Genomic DNA, 16861 nt, shown 5'->3' with positions numbered 1-16861 from the left:
GCGCCCTGCCCACCGTCTCCCCCGCCCCGGCCGATGACCCGCGTGGGCTGGCCCTCGGCTTCACCGCCTACTTCGTGTGGGGCCTGCTGCCGCTCTACATGGCGGTGCTCGCGCCCGCCGGGGCCCTGGAGATCGTGGTGGTGCGCATCGGCTTCGCCCTGATCTTCTGCCTGCTGCTGCTGACCGTGATGCGCCGCCTGCGCGAGCTGGGGACGGCGCTGGCCACGCCCGGCCGCTGGGGCACCACGGGTCTGGCCGCCGGGATCATCGCGGTGAACTGGCTGCTGTACGCGGTCTCGGTCACCACGGGCAACGTGCTCCAGGCGTCGCTGGGCTACTTCATGAACCCGCTGGTGAATGTCCTGCTCGGCGTGCTCTTCCTCGGGGAGCGGCTGCGGCGGGGCCAGTGGGTGGCCGTCGGGATCGCGGTGGCCGCCGTCGTCGTGATGTCCGCGGCGATGGGGCAGGTGCCGTGGATCGCGCTCGGGCTGGCCACCTCGTTCGGGCTCTACGGCTTCGTGAAGAAGCGCTTCCCCTCCCCCGTGCACGCGGTGACCGCGATGACCGCCGAGACCGTGGTGCTGATCCCCGTGTTCGTGGTGGGCAGCGTGCTGCTGGCGCAGGCCGGGCTGCTCACCACCGTCACCGAGGGGCCCGGCCACTTCTGGCTCATGGCCGGGCTCGGCGTGCTCACCGCCGTTCCGCTCATCCTGTTCTCGGCGGCGGCCCGCTCCCTGACGCTGACCACGCTCGGGATGCTGCAGTACACGGCGCCCATCCTGCAGTTCCTCGTGGCGGTCACGGTCCTCGGCGAGCAGATGCCCGCGGCCCGCTGGGCGGGCTTCGGGCTCATCTGGCTCTCGCTGGCGGTCTTCACCCTCGACCAGCTGAACGCCTCCCGCCTGCAGCGTCGGGCGGTCCGGGCCGGGCAGGGCGCGCACGCCTAGACTGACGACATGCCCGCCAAGCCCCCCGCCCCCGTGTACCTCCCGGCCTTCCAGCGGCTCGTCCCGGACCTGCTGGGCGACGCCTGGGCCGAGGACGACGGCCTCTCCCCGGCCGACGTCGACGCCCGACTGGCCCAGTCCCCCGCGGCGGAGCAGCTCGGTGCCGGGCTCATGATCCCGGCCGCCCTGCGCGAGTTCTACCTCGCCCTGGGCAACTGCGGCGACCTCATGGAGACGGACCACTACGTGTGGGACCCCGAAGACCTCGAGGTGCGGGACGGCTTCCTCATGTTCCTGGAGGACGCGGACGAGACGGTCGTGTGGGGCCTGCCGGTGGACAACCTGGCGTTGCCGGACCCGCTGGTGTGGCGGCGCTCCGCCGGCGCCGACGCGCCCGAGGGCGAGTGGCAGGACGAGGGCGGCACCTTCAGCGAGTTCCTGACGGACCTGCTCGCGTGGACCTTCGAAGACCCCGAGGACGACGGCGAGGGGCTGGACCGGTGACCACGCCCGCCCCGGTCTCCCACGCCCCGGACGACTACGTCTGCCCGTTCTGCGGGCTCGTGGCCGGCGACGTCTCCGACCCGGGCAACCGGTGCGAGCTCGGGGACACCGTCTACCAGGACGAGGACCTGCTCGTGCTGATCGCCGTGGACGGGTTCGGCGACCACGAGGGCCACGCCATGGTCTGCCCGGCCGAGCACTACGAGAACCTCTACGACCTGCCCCCGCGCGCGCTGCAGCGCATCGCCCTGATGGCCCAGCAGGTGGCGCTGGCCATGAAGCGCGCGTGGGCCCCGGACGGGGTCTCCACGCGCCAGCACAACGAGCCCGCCGGCAACCAGCACGTGTGGCACTACCACCTGCACGTGTTCCCCCGCTTCGAGGGGGACATGCTCTACCGGCAGCTGCGCCACCCGGTGGCCCCGGAGGTCCGCGCCCGCAAGGCGCGGGAGCTCGCGGCCGCGCTGGACCCCGCCCCGACCCGCCTGGACTGAGCGGCCGCCCCGGATCGAGGCGGCGACGCCTCCGACCGCGGCGTCAGGCCGAGCGCCCGACCACGTAGTCGGCGAACGCCTCGAGCGCCGCCTTCACGGCGGAGTCCGGCAACGGGGTGAGCGCCTGCTTCGCCTGTTCCGCCCAGTCACGGGTGATCGCCCACGCCTCGTCGATGGCGGGGTGGCCCGTGAGCGCGGCGACGGCGGCGGCCAGCTGCTCGTCCGAGTCGAGCGGCCCGTCCACGAGCGCGCGCACCCGGTGGGCGTCCTCGGCCTCCGGCCCCTCGCCCTGCGCGGCGCGGGCCAGCAGCAGCGTGGTCAGGGTGGGCACGCGCTCGCGCAGGTCCGTGCCGGGGACCTTGCCGATCCGCTCGGCGTCGCCGGTGAGGTCGATCAGGTCGTCGGCGAGCTGGAAGGCCAGGCCCACCTTCTCGCCGTAGGCGCGCATCACCTGGACGGCGGCCTCGTCGGCTCCGCCCAGCAGCGCGCCGAGCATGCCGGCCGCGGCGATCAGCGAGCCGGTCTTGCCGGAGAGCACCGCGTAGTAGTGCTCGATCGGGTCCGCACCCTCGGCCGGGCCGCGGGTCTCCCACAGCTGGCCCTGCACGAGGCGTTCGAAGGTGTCCGCCTGGATCTGCACGGGCCGCGGGCCGAGCTCGGCCATGAGCTGGGAGGCGCGGGCGAAGATCAGGTCGCCGGCCAGGATCGCCGCCGAGTTGCCCCACAGCCGGTGGGCGGCGGGGGCGCCGCGGCGCACGGGGGCCTCGTCCATCACGTCGTCGTGGTACAGCGTGGCCAGGTGCGTCAGCTCCATCACGACGGCGGCCTGGCGGGCGGGCGCGTCCACGTCGGCGACCTCGCCGGAGGCCAGGGCGGGGTCGCCCAGGAGGGAGGCGAGCACCGTCAGGACCGGACGGACCCGCTTGCCGCCGGCGGCCAGCAGGTGGTGGGCGGCGGTGTCGGAGAACAGGTCGTCGAAGCCGAGGGCAGTGTCCAGCTGCTCCTCGACCTGCTCGAGCGCGGTCAGCACGACCTCCAGGACACGGCCGTGCTCGGCGAGGGGTTCGAAGCCGGAGGGCAGGGCGAAGCCGGGGTCTGCGGTGGTCACCGGGCAAGCCTACCCAACGGCGCGCCGCCCGCGGTCGTCAGCGCGGGGGTGAGCGCCTCGAGCACGCGGACGGCCCGGTCGACGGCGTCGCCGCCCCGCGCGTCCACCGTGTTGCCCATGACCTTCACCGCGGCCCGCAGCAGCGGGGGTGCGGCCATCCCGGCGCCCAGCGCCGCCTTCATCACCCGCGGATCGCCGATCAGGCGGGCGAACCGGGCGCCGAGGGCGAAGTGGCGGCCCCACAGGTGCTGGGTGATCACCGGGTAACGGGACAGGATCGCGTCCGCGGCGCCGTCGGTCCCGGCCGCGTGCGCCTGCACGGCCAGGTCCGCGGCGAGGCGGGCCGCCTCCATCGCGAACCCGATGCCCTCGCCGTTGAACGGGGAGACCATGCCGGCCGCGTCGCCCACCAGGAGCATGCCCGGCACGTGCTGCGGGGTGCGGTTGAACGCCATCGGCAGGGCCGCGCCGAGGATCCGCGAGGTGCGCGTCTGCTCGGCGATCCCCCAGTCCGCGGTGAGCGCCCCGGTCCAGGACTTCAGCAGCCCGCGGTAGTCCAGCTTCCCGAACTGCGGGGAGGTGTCCAGGATGCCCAGGCCCACGTTCACGGTGCCGTCCGCGAGCGGGAACAGCCAGCCGTAGCCGGGCAGCGGGTTGCCCTCGGCATCCGGCAGGCGCAGCCAGGACTCCATCCACTCCCCCCGGTCGCCGGGCGGGGCGGGGATCGCCCCGTCGACGGCGGCGCCGGCGGTGTAATAGGCCCGCACGGCCACGCCCATGGGCCGGTCCTCGCGGCGGTGCAGGCCCGCGGAGACGGCGGCGCGGGCGGAGACGCCGTCGCACGCGAGCACGATCGGCGCGGTGAAGCGGGCGGTCTCCCCGGTCTTGCGGCCGTTCGGCGCGATCAGCTCCGCGTCCAGCCCGACCACGCGTCCGGCCTCGTCCCGCACGACGCCGGTGACGGCGTGCCGCTCGCGGACCTCGGCGCCGCGGGTGCGCGCCAGGTCCGCCAGGAGGGCGTCGAAATCGCGGCGGGTGCGCGTGAGCGCGTAGTCCGGCCAGGTCTGGGTGGGCGCCCACGGCACGTCCACGCTGCGCTCGCCCGCGCGCAGCCGCAGGCCGCGGATGACGCGCCAGCCGCCGTCGTCGCCGGGCTCGCCCCGGTGGGGCACGCCGAGCAGCTGCAGCTCCCGGACCGCCTGCGGGGTCAGGCCGTCGCCGCAGACCTTCTCACGCGGGTGCGCGGTCTTCTCGAGCACCACCACGTCCAGCCCCGCCGCGGCGAGGTGGGCGGCGGCGGTGGCGCCGGCGGGGCCGCAGCCGGAGATCAGCACGTCGGCGCGGCGCACGACGGCGGAGGTCGAGTCGGGCGCGGGCGACGTCGGCGTGTCGGTCACTGGGGGGCCTCCTCGGCGGCGAGCTCGGCGGTGGGCGCCGGCGTCCGGCGCGGGGTCCGGGACGGGGCACGCGGGCGGGAACGTGGCACGCACCGCCGCGGCCAGGGCGGCGGCGACGCGCGGGCGGTCGGCGCGGTCGCAGCGGACCTCGAGCAGACGCCGGCCGCGCACCGGGTCGGACAGGGCCCGGACGAGGTCGACGCGGTCGGTGACCCGCGTGTGCGGGACACCGTACGCGGCGGCCAGGGCGGCCAGGTCCACGCCGTGCGGGGTGCCGAAGAGCCGCTCGACCGGGTCCGCCATGCCGGGTGCCTCGGCCACGGCCCCGTGTTCGAGGCTCGCGAAGATCGCCCCGCCGTTGTCGTTGAGCACCACGAGGTCGAGGTCCGGCTCGGTCTCGGTGGGGCCCACGAGCAGGCCGCCCGCCTCGTGCAGGGCGGTGAGGTCGCCGAGCAGGGCCACGGTCCGCCGTCCGCGCGCCAGTGCGACGCCCGCGGCCGTGGAGACGGTCCCGTCGATCCCGGCGAGCCCGCGGTTGGCGTACACCTCCGCGTCCGGCGCCGAGGGGGGCCGCCAGGTCAGGTCCACGTCCCGGATCACCGAGGACGAGCCCAGCACGAGCGGGCCCCGGACCATGGCGGCGCTCACGTGCGCCACCGTCTGCGGGCTGAGCCGGTCGCCGGCGTCGGTGGTGACGAGCACGTCCTCCACGGCGGCCTGGGCGCGCATCGAGGCGTGCTGCCACGCGGCGAGCCAGCCGGGCTCGCCCTGCCCGGCGAAGGCGGCGAGCTCCTCGAGGGTCTCCACGGGCGTCTCCCGGCGCCGGCCCGGCTCGAACCACGGTGCGGGCTCGGGGGCGTGCAGGGCCGTGGCGACGTCGGGGCGGGCCAGCAGGGCGTTGACCGTCCGGGTGAGCGTGGGCCGGCCGAACAGCACGACCCGTTGGATGCGGGCGGCCAGGGGGTGTGCGTCCGCGTCGCGCCCGCCGGCCGCGCCCAGCAGGAGCGGGTACGCGGCGATGGCGTTGGCGGAGAACCGCGCGTTCGAGGACGGCTCGGCCAGCAGGGGCAGGCCCAGGGACAGCGCGAAGGCCGCAGCCACGGGGCCGGCGCCGTGGCAGGCCAGCACGACGGTGCGCCGCTGGTCCAGGCGGGCGACGTCCAGCTCGGGCAGCCCCGAGAGCACCGCCCCGGGCGCCCGGTAGGCCGACGCGGCGGCGGCCGGGCTCGCGCCGGTCGGGGCGACGGCCGGAGCAGGGGTGTGCGGCGCCGCGGCGGCGGCGCCCATGGCGGCCGCCTCCTCAGGGCTCGGCACGAGCGGGTCGCGGAAGTGCAGGTTCAGGTGGACGGGTCCGGCCGGGGCCTCGGCCATCGTCACCGGACCGGGCGCGCCGTCGTCGGAATCGGTCTCGGCGACGACCCCCTCGGCCGCCAGCAGGGCCCGGCGCACGGTGGCCCGCACATGGCGCAGATGCTGCTCGGTGTCCACGCCGTCGGCCGCGTCGCAGCCGAGGGAGGCGGCATGGCGGACGTGCGTGCCGAACACGTCCCTCTGGTCCGTGGTCTGGTTCGCGCCGGTGCCGTGCAGCTCGGGCGGACGATCCGCGGTCAGCGCGATCACGCGCGTGCCGGCGTGGAAGGACTCCATCAGGGCGGGCACCAGGTTCCCGACGGCGGTGCCCGAGGTGGTCAGCACGCCCACCGGGCGCCCCGAGGCCAGCGAGAGCCCGTGGGCGAGGAAGCCGGCCGAACGCTCGTCCACCCGCACGTGCAGGCGGACCTGGCCGGCGTGCTCGAGGGCCGCGAGCGCGTAGGCCAGCGGGGCGGAGCGGGAGCCGGGGCAGACCACCGCGTCCCGCATGCCGGCGTCGATCAGGGCGGTGGCGACGGCGCGCGCCACGGAGAGGGAGTCGACGGAGGTCATGGTGGCCACCAGTCTAGGCCCGGGCGCGGGCGGGCCCCGGACGCGGCGAGGCCGCCACGGTGACGCGGTGGCGCCGGCCGTGACGGCCTCGTCGAGGGTCCTCGCGGAGGCGGGGGTCAGCCCTTCGGGCCCTTGCCGTTGCCGTTGCCCTTGCCGTTGCCGTTGCCGTTGCCCTTGCCCTTGTTGCCCTTCTCCTTGCCGGCGCCCTTGCCGACGCCGTTGTTCCCGGTGGCGTTGAACACCTGGACGACGCTCGGACGCGGGGCCGCGACCTTGTCGCCCACCTGGACCGGGCCGGTCGGGCTCAGGAAGTCCGGGAAGTAGGAGGTGTGCGCGCCCCAGGTGCCGTCCTCGCCCGGGTGCTGGACGTTGACGAACACGGAGTTGTCGCGGTCGTGGATCACGGGGCCGCAGGTCTCGGCGTCGCGGGGGACGGCGAGGAACTGCTGGACGCGGCCGCGCTCGGCGCCGTCGAGGGTGACCTTGTGCAGCGCGTCGGCGTAGCCGATGGTGCCGGGCTGGCCGTCGGTGGAGATCCAGAGGTTGCCCTCGGAGTCGAACGCCAGGTTGTCCGGGCAGGAGATCGGGGAGACCTTCTCCTTCGGGTAGCCGGCGAAGTAGGCCGAGGAGGAGACCGCCGGGTCGCCGGCGAGCAGCAGGATGACCCAGGTGAAGGTGGTGGAGGTGTGATCCCCGCCCCGCTCGGTGATCTCGATGACGTGGCCGTCGCGGTTGCCGATGACCGGGTTGGCCTCGTCCACGGCGGTGCGCTTGGTGTTGTTGGTCAGGGCCGCGTAGACCTTGCCGGTGACCGGGTTGGTCTCGACGTCCTCCGGACGGTCCATCTTGGTGGCGCCCATCTTGTCTGCCGCGAGGCGGGTGTAGACGAGGACCTCGGCCAGGGACATGCCCGGGACGAAGGACGTCTTCTCGTCGGCCAGGGCGATCCACTCGCCGGAGCCGTCGAAGGCCCCGTCCGAGGGCAGGGTGCCCCTGCCGTCGATCTGGGCGGCCGGGGAGTCGCCGGAGAACTTGGCCACGTAGAGGGTGCCCTTGTCCATCAGGCGCATGTTGTGCTTCTTGTCGCCCTCGCGGACCTTCTCGGCCGAGACGAACTTGTACAGGTAGTCGTGGCGCTCGTCGTCGCCGGAGTAGACCACGGCGTGGCCGGACGGGGAGATCACGGCGGTGCCGGCCTCGTGCTTGAAGCGGCCCAGGAGGGTGTGCTTCACGGGCGTGGAGGTCGGGTCCTCGGGGTCGATCTCGACGACCCAGCCGAAGCGGTTGGCCTCGTTCTCGTAGCCGGGCTTGGTCAGGTCGAAGCGGTCGTGGACCTTCTCCCAGCCGCGGCTGGTGGCGGAGGCGGAGATGCCGTAGCGCTTCTCCTCGGCCGTGCCGCGGCCCTTGAAGTACTGGTTGAAGTTCTCCTCGCCGGAGAGCACGGTGCCCCACGGGGTGGTGCCGCCGGCGCAGTTGTTCAGGGTGCCCAGCACGCGGGTGCCGGTCGGGTCCTCGACGGTCGTGAGCAGCGCGTGGCCGGCGGCCGGGCCGCGGACCTCGAACTCGGTGGTGCCGGTGATGCGGCGGTTGCGACGGCCGCCGCGGACGTACTCCCACGGGGCGCCGCGCTTGGCGCGCTTGAGGTCCACGATCGACAGGCCGTGGGCCTGGAGGCCGACGTTGACGACGTCCTCGAAGTTCGAGGCGATGTACTCCGGGGAGAACATGATGTTCTCGTTCGTGTACTCGTGGTTGGAGACGAGGTAGCCGGAGCGGTCGTTGCCGCCGTCGGTGATGATGTTCAGGTAGTCGTTGTTGTAGCCGAACTGGGCGGCCTGCGACGCACCGGTCTGGTGCTCGATGTCGAACTCCGGGGAGTCGGCGAACAGCGGGTCGCCCCAACGGATCACGGTGCCCCAGTCGTAGCCCTCCGGCACGGTCATGGTGTCCACGGTGCGGCTCACCGGCGCGATGGGCTCGAAGGGGAGCTTGCCGCCGCCGGTCGGGCGCCGGCCGTTGTCCGCGAGCGCCTCGGGGGCCTGGGCCACCTGGGAGCCGATGACGACGGCGGCGGCGAGACCGGTGCCGCCGACCAGGGCGGAGCGGCGCGAGATGGCGGTCTCCGCGATCTGCTGGAAGGTCGGGTTCGCCGAGGTGTTGGGCACCGGGTGGGCGCACGCGTTGCCGCACTTGAGCTCGCACGTGACGGCGGAGCGGTTGCCACGGGTGTGGCCGGCCATGGGGAGGAGGCGCTTCAGCATGACGGGGTCCTTCGCGTCGTGGGGATGGTTCGGGGTCCGGTGCCGGGCCGGAGGCGACCCCGGGGGTGAGACCGGCCGGGGCCGCCATCACCTTGGCCCCTCGCTCCGAGCGGCGAGCCACGCCCAGGTGGCCGCGAGTTGAACTCTTCCCGGCCGCCGGATTTCTTCCCGTCGACGTGCTGTAATCCGTCTCACATGCCCCGCGCCGACGCAGACCGGGCGGGCCCGTCAGCCCTGCGCGGCCAGCACCGCGTGGGCCGCGCGCACGCGGTCGGCCCACCACGCCTGCCGCGCCCCGTCCGCCCGGACGCGGTCGAGCAGCTCCGGGTCGGGGGCGGGGGCCCACTCCCCCGGCGCCGGGAGGACCCCCGCGCGTGGGCGCCAGGCCGGAGCGACGACGTCGTGCTCGAAGAGGGCCGCGGTGCCGAGCCCGCACGCGTGCGGCAGGGACGGCAGGCAGGCGGCGAGCGCGGCGCCGCCGGCGATGCCCACGGAGGTGTCCAGCGCGGAGGAGACCACCGCGGGCAGCCCCGCGGCCGCCACGATCGCCGCGGCGCGGCGCACGCCCCCGAGCGGCTGGACCTTCACCACGATCAGGTCCGCGGCCCCGGCGGCCGCGACGGCGAGCGGGTCCTCGGCCTTGCGGACCGCCTCGTCCGCGGCGATCGGGGTGGGGACGCCCCGGGCGCGCAGCTCCGCGCGGACCTCCGCGAGGGCGGTGATGCCGGGCACGGGCTGCTCCGCGTACTCGAGGCCGACGTCGGCCAGCGCGGTGAGCACGTCGACGGCCTCGGCGGGCGTCCAGCCGGCGTTGGCGTCGACGCGGACCTGCGCGTGGGGCAGCAGCGCGCGCATCCGCCGCACGCGGGCCAGGTCGGCCTCGCGGCTGCCGGGGACGAGCCCGCCCTCGGGGCCGTGCTCGGCCACCTTGACCTTGACCGCGGTGATGCCGTCGCCGTAGCGGGCCAGGACGGCCTCGACGTCGTCCGCGTCCACCGCGGGCACGGTGGCGTTGACGGGGATGGTCTCGCGGACCGGGGCTGGCCAGCCCTGCCAGCCGGCCTCGATCGCGGCGGCCAGCCACGCGGCGCACTCGTGCGGACCGTACTCCGGGAACGGGGAGAACTCGGCCCAGCCCGCCGGGCCGCGCAGCAGCAGGGCGTGGCGGAGGTCCGTGCCGCGGAACCGCACGCGCATCGGCAGGGCGACCGCGACGGCGTCGGCCAGCAGCTCCTCGACGCTCGGCAGGGCGGGACCGCCCGGCGCGCCGGGCAGCGGGGGCAGGGCGGGGGCGGTGCTCATGCGGCCAGTGTAGGAAGGGCGCTCGGCTCCCGTTCCGACGGGCGCCGGCGGGGTGGGACTGTCTGTGTCGGCGCCGACGCTCAGACGGCGCGGAGGTAGCCGAGGGCTCGGGCCAGGTCCACGGCGCGGTCGTGGGCGCCGAGCACCTCCTCCAGGCCGGCGACGACGGCGGCCGTCACCTCCTCGGTGAGATGCCAGTCGGCGGTGAACGGGTCGTCGAAGCGCGCCCACGCCGTGCCCACGGCCGCGAGCGCGCGGGTCATCTCGGTGAGGTCCCGGAAGACCGGTCGCGGCTCGTCCAGGCGGTCCTCCCAGCCCTCGTCTCCCGGGGCCATGAGCACCTGGCCGGTGGAGGCCGCGTGGATGAACGGGTCGGCGCCCTGCTTGGCCACCACGGTCCAGTCGTCGTTCCAGTCCACCAGCAGCGCACCGGTTCGGTGGTTCCACCGGTAGCCGGCCTGCTCGTCCCACAGGCGGTCCAGCGGGAAGAACATCACGGGCAGGCCGAGGGTGTCGATCTCCAGCCACTCCGGTCCCACGTAGCGGTAGAAGTCGGCCAGGTCCGGGGCGAGGGGCTCCTCGGCGGCCCACTCGATGGGCTCCTGCCGGCTCAGCCGGCCGAAGGGGGCCAGGGCGTCCCGGGCGGCCAGCAGGTCCTCGGCCGAGAGACGGGGCCGGGCGCCCGGCTCGACGCCCGGGCCGTGAGCCGAGCCGGTGGAGTCGCGGAGGGCCGGGCGATGTCCGTGGGCGGGGGGCACGCGGGTCATGGCCCCAGGCTAGGCAGGCGGCTCAGAGGCGCGGAGGACGGGGCGGCGACGGGGGCGTGACCGTCCGATGAAGCCTGCATGACGGCTGCGCGTCCGACACAATGGAACCCATGCCCCCCACCGCCCGCGCCCCGCGCCGCCTCCCCTCGTGGACGTGGTGGCTGGCGCTGGCCGCGTGCGTGGCCGGCGTCGTGCTGGTCTACGCCGCCCTGGTGTGGTCCTCCGCCGGCCAGGTGCTCGAGTACCAGGTGTTCCGTGCCGTCGAGGAGCGCTACGCGGACACCGTGCCGGACGTGGCCTCCCAGGTGGTGCGGATCCTGCCGCTCGGGCTGGCGGTCGGCATGGCGCTGGCCTCGCTCGGCGCGCTCGCCGTGGCCCGGTGGCGGCGGCGGGGGCTGCTCGCCCTCCTCGTGCTGGTCGGGTCCAACCTCACCACGCAGCTGCTCAAGGCGGCGCTTCCGCGGCCCGAGCACGCCGACGGGGTCCCGTGGTCCGGCGGCAACTCACTGCCCTCGGGCCACATGACGCTCGCGACGGGCGCCGCGGTGGCCGCGCTGCTGCTCGTGCCCGCCCGGTGGCGACCTCTCACCACCGTCCTCGGCGCCGTGGTGAGCGCCTGCACCGGCGCCGTCGCCTACACGGAGGCCTGGCACCGGCCGTCGGACATGGCCGCCGCGGCGCTCGTGTCCGCCGCCTGGGGCCTGCTCGCCGTGCCGTTCGCCCGGTACGACGGCGCACCGCGGCCCGCACCGCGCGGCGCCCGCGGCGTGGAGGCCACGCTCTGGTCCCTGGGCGTCGCGGGCCTGGCGGCCGGGCTGACGCTGCTGGCCCTCACCCTCGACACCCCCGCGACCAGCGGCGCCGGCCCCCACCCGGCGGCCGAGCCGGCCGGGATCCTGCTCAGCGCCTCCCCCGCGGTCCTGCTGTGGGGCGCGCTCGGCACGGCCTTTCGCCGCGGCCGCGCGGACTGACCCCTCCCCGCACGCTCACCGCACCCCCACCACGCGACGAGCCCTGCGATGTGGCGGCCATCCGAGAGGTATGGCCGCCACATCGCAGGGCTCGTCCGGGGTCGGGGCGGGCGGGGATCGTCCGGATCAGATCCGGGCGAGGGCCGCCGTCGGGTCGTGGAGGCAGTCCGCCACGAACGTGAGGAACGCGCTCGCGGTGGCGCCGTCGGTGACGCGGTGGTCGAAGGTCACGGTCATCTCGGTGACCTTGCGGACCACGATCTCCCCGTCCACGACCCACGGGCGGTCGATGATCCGGCCGATGCCGAGCATCCCGACCTCGGGCACGTTGATGATCGGCGTGGCGCCGTCCGTGCCCAGCGGGCCGTAGTTGTTCAGCGTGAACGTGCCGCGGGTGAGCTCGGCCGGGGCGGCCCGGCCCGCGCGGGCGCGGCTGACGGTGTCGTTGACCGCGGCGGTGAGCTCGTCCGCGGACAGCTTCTCCGCGTGCTCGACGGACGGCACCATGAGGCCGCGGTCGGTCTGCACGGCCAGGCCGAGGTGGACGCCGTCGACCTCCACAATCTCGTCCTTGCCGTCCGCCCCCGCCTCGATGCGCGCGTTCATCACCGGGTACCGGCGCAGGCCGGCCAGGGTGAAGCGGGCGATCAGGCCGAGCAGCGAGGGCGCGTTCTCCGAGTCTTTCGCCTTGAGCGAGGCCCGCAGCTCGAGCAGGGCGGTGACGTCCACGTCCAGCCACGCCGTGACCTCCGGGACCTCGCGGCGCGAGCGGGAGAGCTGGTCCGCGATCACCTTGCGCACCCCCGAGATCGGGGTGCGGGCGACGACGGCCAGGCCGGTCCGCCCGTCCACGGCGCCCGGCTGCGCGGCGGCCTCGGCCGCCGGGACGGCTGCGACCAACGGGGCCTGGGCCGGGGCGGCCTGCGGGGCGGAGCCCTCGGCCGCGGCGAGCACGTCGGCGCGGGTGATCAGGCCGTCCGGGCCCGTGCCGGTCAGCGCGGCCACGTCCACGCCCTTCTCGCGGGCGAGCTTGCGGACGATCGGGGAGGTCACGCGCGGGGCGCCGGCCCCGGCCGTGGGGGCCGGTGTCGGGCGGGCGGCGCCGCGGCCGCGCTTGGACGGACGGCTGCGGGAGGTGGCCCTGTGGCCGGAGGTGCCGTAGCCGATGAGCACGGCGCCGGAGGCCTCGTCGTCGGAGCCGGCGACGTCGCCGTCGCCGCCGCGGGCCTTGTCCGGCTTCGGCTGGACGCCGGCCATCTCCTCCTCGCGGTAGCTCAGCGCGCCGGGGCGGGCGGCCTCGGCAGCGGCCGCACCGGTGGCCGGCGGGACGGCCAGGGCCTCGGTGCCGGCGGCGGGCGCGGAGCCCTCACCGGACTCGCCGGCCGCGCCGATGGTGATCAGCGGGCTGCCGACGTCCATGGTCTCGCCCTCGGCGCCGTGCAGGGTCAGCACGGTGCCGGCGTACGGGCTCGGCACCTCGACGAGGGCCTTGGCGGTCTCGACCTCGACCATGGGCTGGTCGACGGCCACGGTGTCGCCCTCGGCGACGAGCCAGCGGACGATGTCGGCCTCGGTCAGGCCTTCGCCCAGGTCGGGCAGCAGGAAGGTGTTGCTCATGCGCGGGCCTCCTCGGCGTCCAGGTCCCAGTTCAGGTCGTCGATCGCGTCCAGGATGCGGTCGATGTTCGGCAGGTGGTGCTCCTCGAGCTTCGGCGCGGGGAACGGGATGTCGAAGCCGGTCACGCGGCCCACGGGCGCCGCCAGCGAGTGGAAGCAGCGCTGTTGGATCCGGGCCACCAGCTCGGAGGCCACGGACGCGAAGCCCTGCGGCTCGGCGACGACGACGGCGCGGCCGGTCTTGGCGACCGAGGCGGCCATCGTGTCCTCGTCCAGCGGGTTCACGGTGCGCAGGTCCACGACCTCCACCGAGAGCCCCTCCTCCGCGGCCGCGTGGGCGGCGGCGAGGCAGGTGGGCACGGAGGGGCCGTAGGAGACGAGGGTGACGTCCGTGCCCTCGCGGACGACGGCGGCGCGCGCCCAGGCCTCGCCGTGCTCCTTCTTGTCCTCGACGCGGGCCCAGCCCTCCTCGAACTCGGCGCGCAGCTGGTCGAGGTCGAGCTCGGCCTTGGTCCAGTACATCTTCTTGGGCTCCATGAAGACCACCGGGTCGTCCAGGCGGATGGCCGAGCGCAGCATCATGTACGCGTCCTTCACCGAGGCCGGGGTGTACACCTTCAGGCCCGGGGTGTGCGCGTAGTAGGACTCGGAGGAGTCGCAGTGGTGCTCCACGCCGCCGATGCCGCCGCCGTAGGGGATGCGGATGGTGATCGGCATGGGCGTGGCGCCCTTGGTGCGGTTGCGCATCTTGGCCACGTGCGAGGCGATCTGCTCGAAGGCCGGGTACGCGAACGCGTCGAACTGCATCTCGATCACGGGGCGGGCGCCGCCGAGGGCCATGCCCACGGCCATGCCCGCGATGCCGGACTCGGCCAGCGGGGTGTCGAAGCAGCGCTCCTCGCCGAAGCGCGCGGTCAGCCCGTCCGTGATGCGGAAGACGCCGCCGAGGGTGCCGACGTCCTCGCCGAACACCACCACCATGTCGTCGGCGGCCATCTCGTCGGCCAGCGCCGCGTTGAGCGCGGCGGCGAAGGTCAGGGTCGCCATGCTCAGGCCTCCTGGTTCTCGGAACGGGACAGCTCCTCGGCCAGCTGCGCGCGCTGGGCGGCGAGCTGCGGGGTCTGCACGGAGTAGACGTGGTCGAACAGCTCGAGCGGATCGAGCTCCGTCTCGGCGTTCATGGCGTCGCGCAGCTGCTGCGCGACGTCCTCGGCGTCGCGGGCGATCTGGGCCGAGACCTCCTCGGTGAGGGCGCCGGTGGACTCGAGGTAGGCGGTCATGCGGCGCAGCGGGTCGCGCGCCTCCCACTCCTTCACCTCGGCGTCGTCGCGGTAGCGCGAGGGGTCGTCCGTGTTGGTGTGCGCCTGCATGCGGTAGGTGTCCGCCTCCACGAGGAAGGGGCCCTGGCCCTGCCGGCACAGCTCCACGGCGCGGCCCAGCACGGCCAGCAGGGCGCCGAGGTCGTTGCCGTCCACGCGCTCGCCGGCCAGGCCGTAGCCCACGGCCTTGTGGGCCAGGGACGGGGCGGCCGACTGCTTGGCGAACGGCACGGAGATGGCGAACTTGTTGTTCTGCACGAAGAAGATCACCGGCAGCTTGAACACGGCCGCGAAGTTCAGCGCCTCGTGGAAGTCGCCCTCGGAGGTGCCGCCGTCGCCGACCATGGCCAGGCACACGACCTCCTCGCCGCGCAGACGGGCGGCCTTGGCCATCCCGACGGCGTGCAGCATCTGGGTGGTCAGGGGCGTGGACTGGATGGAGACGTGGTGCTTCTGGGGGTCGTAGCCCTGATGCCAGGTGCCCTGGTAGGCCACCATCACCTCGAGCGGCGGGACGCCGCGGGCGATCACGGCCACGGTGTCGCGGTAGGTCGGGAACAGCCAGTCGTCCTCGCCCAGGCAGACGGCGGCGGCGACCTCGGAGGCCTCCTGGCCGTGCGAGGACGGATAGACGGCCATGCGGCCCTGGCGCACCAGGGCGTAGGCCTGGTCGTTGACGCGGCGGCCGATGACGAGGTGGCGGTAGGCGGCCAGCAGCTCCTCGTCGGAGGGCAGGGGATACTCGTGGCCGGGCTCGGTGCCCTGCTCCTCCGGGGCCAGCAGCGTGCCGTCCTCGCCGATCAGCTGGATGCGGCGGGCGGCGGGGAGCAGGTACTCCTCGAGGGAGATGCCGAAGGCGGCGCCGGCGTTCGGGCGGGTCTCGGCCTCGTCGGTCCGGGCGGCCCCGGGCACGGCGGGGGTGGGGTCACTCATGGCGGGTCCTCTCGATCTGTGGCCTTCAGTGTGCCCAAGAGGGTCAATGTGTCGCTCGCCCGCCCGGGATCACGAGACGATCCGGGGCAAACCAGGCACTCCATCAGACGAACTGCTATGGTGACTCGTGCCACGTAGACGGTCCGCCGCCGCGTGGCCGACCCCGTCCGCCCCGCCCCAGGAGGAGCCATGGCCGCCGAGCCGCTGGACCGCGTGGACCGCGCGATCGTCCGCGAACTGACGCAGGACGGGCGGATGTCCGTCGCGGCCCTGGCCGAGCGCGTGCACATCTCCCGCGCGCACTGCTACTCGCGCCTGAACCGCCTGCAGGACGCGGGCGTGATCACAGGCTTCACCGTGCGGGTCGACCCCGTCAAGGTCGGCTTCGGGGCCTCCGCCCACGTGACCATGAAGCTGCGTCAGCACGACTGGCGGGAGCTGCGCGCCACGCTCCTGGCCATCCCCGAGGTCTCCCACGTCTCCCTCGTGGGCGGGAACATGGACGTGATCCTGCTGGTCCGCGCGCGGGACACCGCCGACCTGCGCCGCGTGATCTTCGACGAACTGCAGACCCTGCCGAGCGTCGTCGACACGCAGACGTACATGGTGTTCGACGACCAGGCCTCCGGGCAGACCATCCCCCCGGACGAGACCGCCGACTGAGCCGACGGCCCGGCGCCCCGGTCAGCGGGAGCGCACGACGACGGCCGGCGGGTCCGCCACGGCCCCCGGCCCGCGCGGCAGCACCGCGGCGAACACGACCGCTCCGAGACCGCAGACGACCGCGAGGGAGCCGACGCCGACGGCCAGCCCGGCCGCGGCGGTCACCCCGGAGAGCAGCAGCGGCCCGGCGAGCATCCCCGCGTCGGACATCGAGCGCCACAGGCCGAGGAACTGGGCGCGCGCGTTCGGCGGCGAGTGGTCCGCCCCGAGGGTCATCACGATCCCCGCGCCGAAGCCGTTGCCGATGCCCAGCAGCACCGCCGCCGCCGCGAACGCCGTCGGCTCCCGGGTGAGGCTGACGGTGAGGAACCCCGCCCCCAGCAGGGTCAGGCACGGCACCGCCACGGCGCGCCGGCCGAAGCGGTCCATGAGCCGGCCCGAGGGGTAGAAGAGCAGCAGGTCCGCCGCGCCGGCCAGGCCGAAGACGAGCGACGCCGTCGCCGCGTCCAGGCCCAGGTGTGTGGCCCACAGCGGGATGACGGCGTTGCGCGCCGCGCGGGCGGCGGAGACGGCCACGACACCGAAGCCGGCCGTGAGCAACGCTCCGCGCCGGGCGCGCGCCACGTCCAGCAGGCGGGGTCGGCCGGCCGGGGCGG

General features: G+C 74.9%; 14 protein-coding genes and 1 pseudogene. 5 read left to right on the top strand and 10 right to left on the bottom strand.

Features of this window, described 5'->3' with window-relative positions; translation table 11 throughout:
- The 3 genes from rarD to J1M39_RS07570 all read left to right on the top strand — a co-directional run.
- Window positions 1–947, top strand: a 947-nt coding sequence (gene rarD, locus J1M39_RS07580; RefSeq protein ID WP_241253927.1) for an EamA family transporter RarD, incomplete at its 5' end; no start/stop codon positions are given.
- Window positions 948–956: 9 nt separating this feature from the next.
- A complete protein-coding gene (locus tag J1M39_RS07575; RefSeq protein ID WP_036337079.1) occupies window positions 957–1451 on the top strand; it encodes a hypothetical protein in 495 nt (164 codons plus the stop codon).
- On the top strand, window positions 1448–1945 hold the full coding sequence (locus tag J1M39_RS07570) for an HIT family protein (RefSeq protein ID WP_036337071.1): 498 nt from the start codon (window positions 1448–1450) through the stop codon (window positions 1943–1945). Before J1M39_RS07575 ends, J1M39_RS07570 begins: the two co-directional genes overlap by 4 nt.
- Window positions 1946–1988: 43 nt before the next feature.
- Here the strand turns inward: J1M39_RS07570 and J1M39_RS07565 are convergent, their stop codons facing one another.
- The 6 genes and pseudogenes from J1M39_RS07565 to J1M39_RS07540 all read right to left on the bottom strand — a co-directional run bounded on the left by J1M39_RS07565 (window position 1989) and on the right by J1M39_RS07540 (window position 10703).
- Window positions 1989–3053 carry a polyprenyl synthetase family protein gene (locus tag J1M39_RS07565; RefSeq protein ID WP_206496645.1) on the bottom strand — a complete coding sequence of 355 codons (1065 nt, stop codon included), beginning with the start codon at window positions 3051–3053 and terminating at the stop codon, window positions 1989–1991.
- On the bottom strand, window positions 3050–4450 hold the full coding sequence (locus J1M39_RS07560) for a geranylgeranyl reductase family protein (RefSeq protein ID WP_078025950.1): 1401 nt from the start codon (window positions 4448–4450) through the stop codon (window positions 3050–3052). Before J1M39_RS07560 ends, J1M39_RS07565 begins: the two co-directional genes overlap by 4 nt.
- Before the next feature lie 234 nt (window positions 4451–4684).
- Window positions 4685–6310: pseudogene (gene menD, locus J1M39_RS07555) on the bottom strand (2-succinyl-5-enolpyruvyl-6-hydroxy-3-cyclohexene-1-carboxylic-acid synthase); the annotation flags it as partial.
- A 179-nt stretch (window positions 6311–6489) separates the two neighbouring features.
- Entirely contained in the window at window positions 6490–8634 is a 2145-nt protein-coding gene (locus J1M39_RS07550) for a PhoX family protein (RefSeq protein WP_206496644.1), read from the bottom strand.
- Window positions 8635–8862: 228 nt separating this feature from the next.
- Window positions 8863–9936: an o-succinylbenzoate synthase gene (locus tag J1M39_RS07545; RefSeq protein WP_144868996.1), complete on the bottom strand. Its 1074-nt coding sequence runs from the start codon at window positions 9934–9936 to the stop codon at window positions 8863–8865.
- A gap of 80 nt (window positions 9937–10016) precedes the next feature.
- Window positions 10017–10703, bottom strand: a complete 687-nt coding sequence (locus tag J1M39_RS07540; RefSeq protein WP_060973435.1) for a hypothetical protein — start codon at window positions 10701–10703, stop codon at window positions 10017–10019.
- A gap of 110 nt (window positions 10704–10813) precedes the next feature.
- On the opposite strand from J1M39_RS07540, the gene J1M39_RS07535 reads away from it, so the two are divergent.
- The gene (locus J1M39_RS07535) at window positions 10814–11674 is read left to right on the top strand and encodes a phosphatase PAP2 family protein (RefSeq protein WP_063189769.1); all 861 of its coding nucleotides are present in this window, start codon (window positions 10814–10816) and stop codon (window positions 11672–11674) included.
- A gap of 126 nt (window positions 11675–11800) precedes the next feature.
- Here the strand turns inward: J1M39_RS07535 and J1M39_RS07530 are convergent, their stop codons facing one another.
- From J1M39_RS07530 to J1M39_RS07520, 3 genes are read right to left on the bottom strand one after another with little or no spacing between them, the layout of a single operon-like run.
- Window positions 11801–13291 carry a dihydrolipoamide acetyltransferase family protein gene (locus tag J1M39_RS07530; RefSeq protein WP_036316711.1) on the bottom strand — a complete coding sequence of 497 codons (1491 nt, stop codon included), beginning with the start codon at window positions 13289–13291 and terminating at the stop codon, window positions 11801–11803.
- A complete protein-coding gene (locus tag J1M39_RS07525; protein ID WP_036316710.1) occupies window positions 13288–14337 on the bottom strand; it encodes an alpha-ketoacid dehydrogenase subunit beta in 1050 nt (349 codons plus the stop codon). The genes J1M39_RS07530 and J1M39_RS07525 overlap by 4 nt, the downstream gene beginning before the upstream one ends.
- Before the next feature lie 2 nt (window positions 14338–14339).
- The gene (locus tag J1M39_RS07520) at window positions 14340–15542 is read right to left on the bottom strand and encodes a thiamine pyrophosphate-dependent enzyme (RefSeq protein WP_036316708.1); all 1203 of its coding nucleotides are present in this window, start codon (window positions 15540–15542) and stop codon (window positions 14340–14342) included.
- A gap of 189 nt (window positions 15543–15731) precedes the next feature.
- On the opposite strand from J1M39_RS07520, the gene J1M39_RS07515 reads away from it, so the two are divergent.
- A complete protein-coding gene (locus J1M39_RS07515) occupies window positions 15732–16205 on the top strand; it encodes an Lrp/AsnC family transcriptional regulator (RefSeq protein WP_036316705.1) in 474 nt (157 codons plus the stop codon).
- Between the two features lie 21 nt (window positions 16206–16226).
- Here J1M39_RS07515 and J1M39_RS07510 read toward each other — a convergent pair.
- On the bottom strand, window positions 16227–16861 hold a 635-nt coding region (locus J1M39_RS07510; protein WP_206496643.1), incomplete at its 5' end, for an MFS transporter.

This window comes from Micrococcus sp. KRD077 (genome assembly GCF_017168505.1).
Taxonomy (GTDB): Bacteria; Actinomycetota; Actinomycetes; order Actinomycetales; family Micrococcaceae; genus Micrococcus; species Micrococcus luteus.
The sequence above is the reverse complement of the archived record's forward strand: the minus strand, read 5'-3'. Positions and strand labels throughout refer to the sequence as shown.

Excerpts from the sequence above, each read along its gene's own strand:
- J1M39_RS07515 (WP_036316705.1), top strand. The coding sequence starts at position 15,732 with ATGGCCGCCGAGCCGCTGGACCGCGTGGACCGCGCGATCGTCCGCGAA.
- J1M39_RS07545 (WP_144868996.1), bottom strand. The coding sequence starts at position 9,936 with ATGAGCACCGCCCCCGCCCTGCCCCCGCTGCCCGGCGCGCCGGGCGGT.
- J1M39_RS07520 (WP_036316708.1), bottom strand. The coding sequence starts at position 15,542 with ATGAGTGACCCCACCCCCGCCGTGCCCGGGGCCGCCCGGACCGACGAG.
- J1M39_RS07575 (WP_036337079.1), top strand. The coding sequence starts at position 957 with ATGCCCGCCAAGCCCCCCGCCCCCGTGTACCTCCCGGCCTTCCAGCGG.
- J1M39_RS07525 (WP_036316710.1), bottom strand. The coding sequence starts at position 14,337 with ATGGCGACCCTGACCTTCGCCGCCGCGCTCAACGCGGCGCTGGCCGAC.
- J1M39_RS07550 (WP_206496644.1), bottom strand. The coding sequence starts at position 8,634 with ATGCTGAAGCGCCTCCTCCCCATGGCCGGCCACACCCGTGGCAACCGC.
- J1M39_RS07540 (WP_060973435.1), bottom strand. The coding sequence starts at position 10,703 with ATGACCCGCGTGCCCCCCGCCCACGGACATCGCCCGGCCCTCCGCGAC.
- J1M39_RS07530 (WP_036316711.1), bottom strand. The coding sequence starts at position 13,291 with ATGAGCAACACCTTCCTGCTGCCCGACCTGGGCGAAGGCCTGACCGAG.
- J1M39_RS07535 (WP_063189769.1), top strand. The coding sequence starts at position 10,814 with ATGCCCCCCACCGCCCGCGCCCCGCGCCGCCTCCCCTCGTGGACGTGG.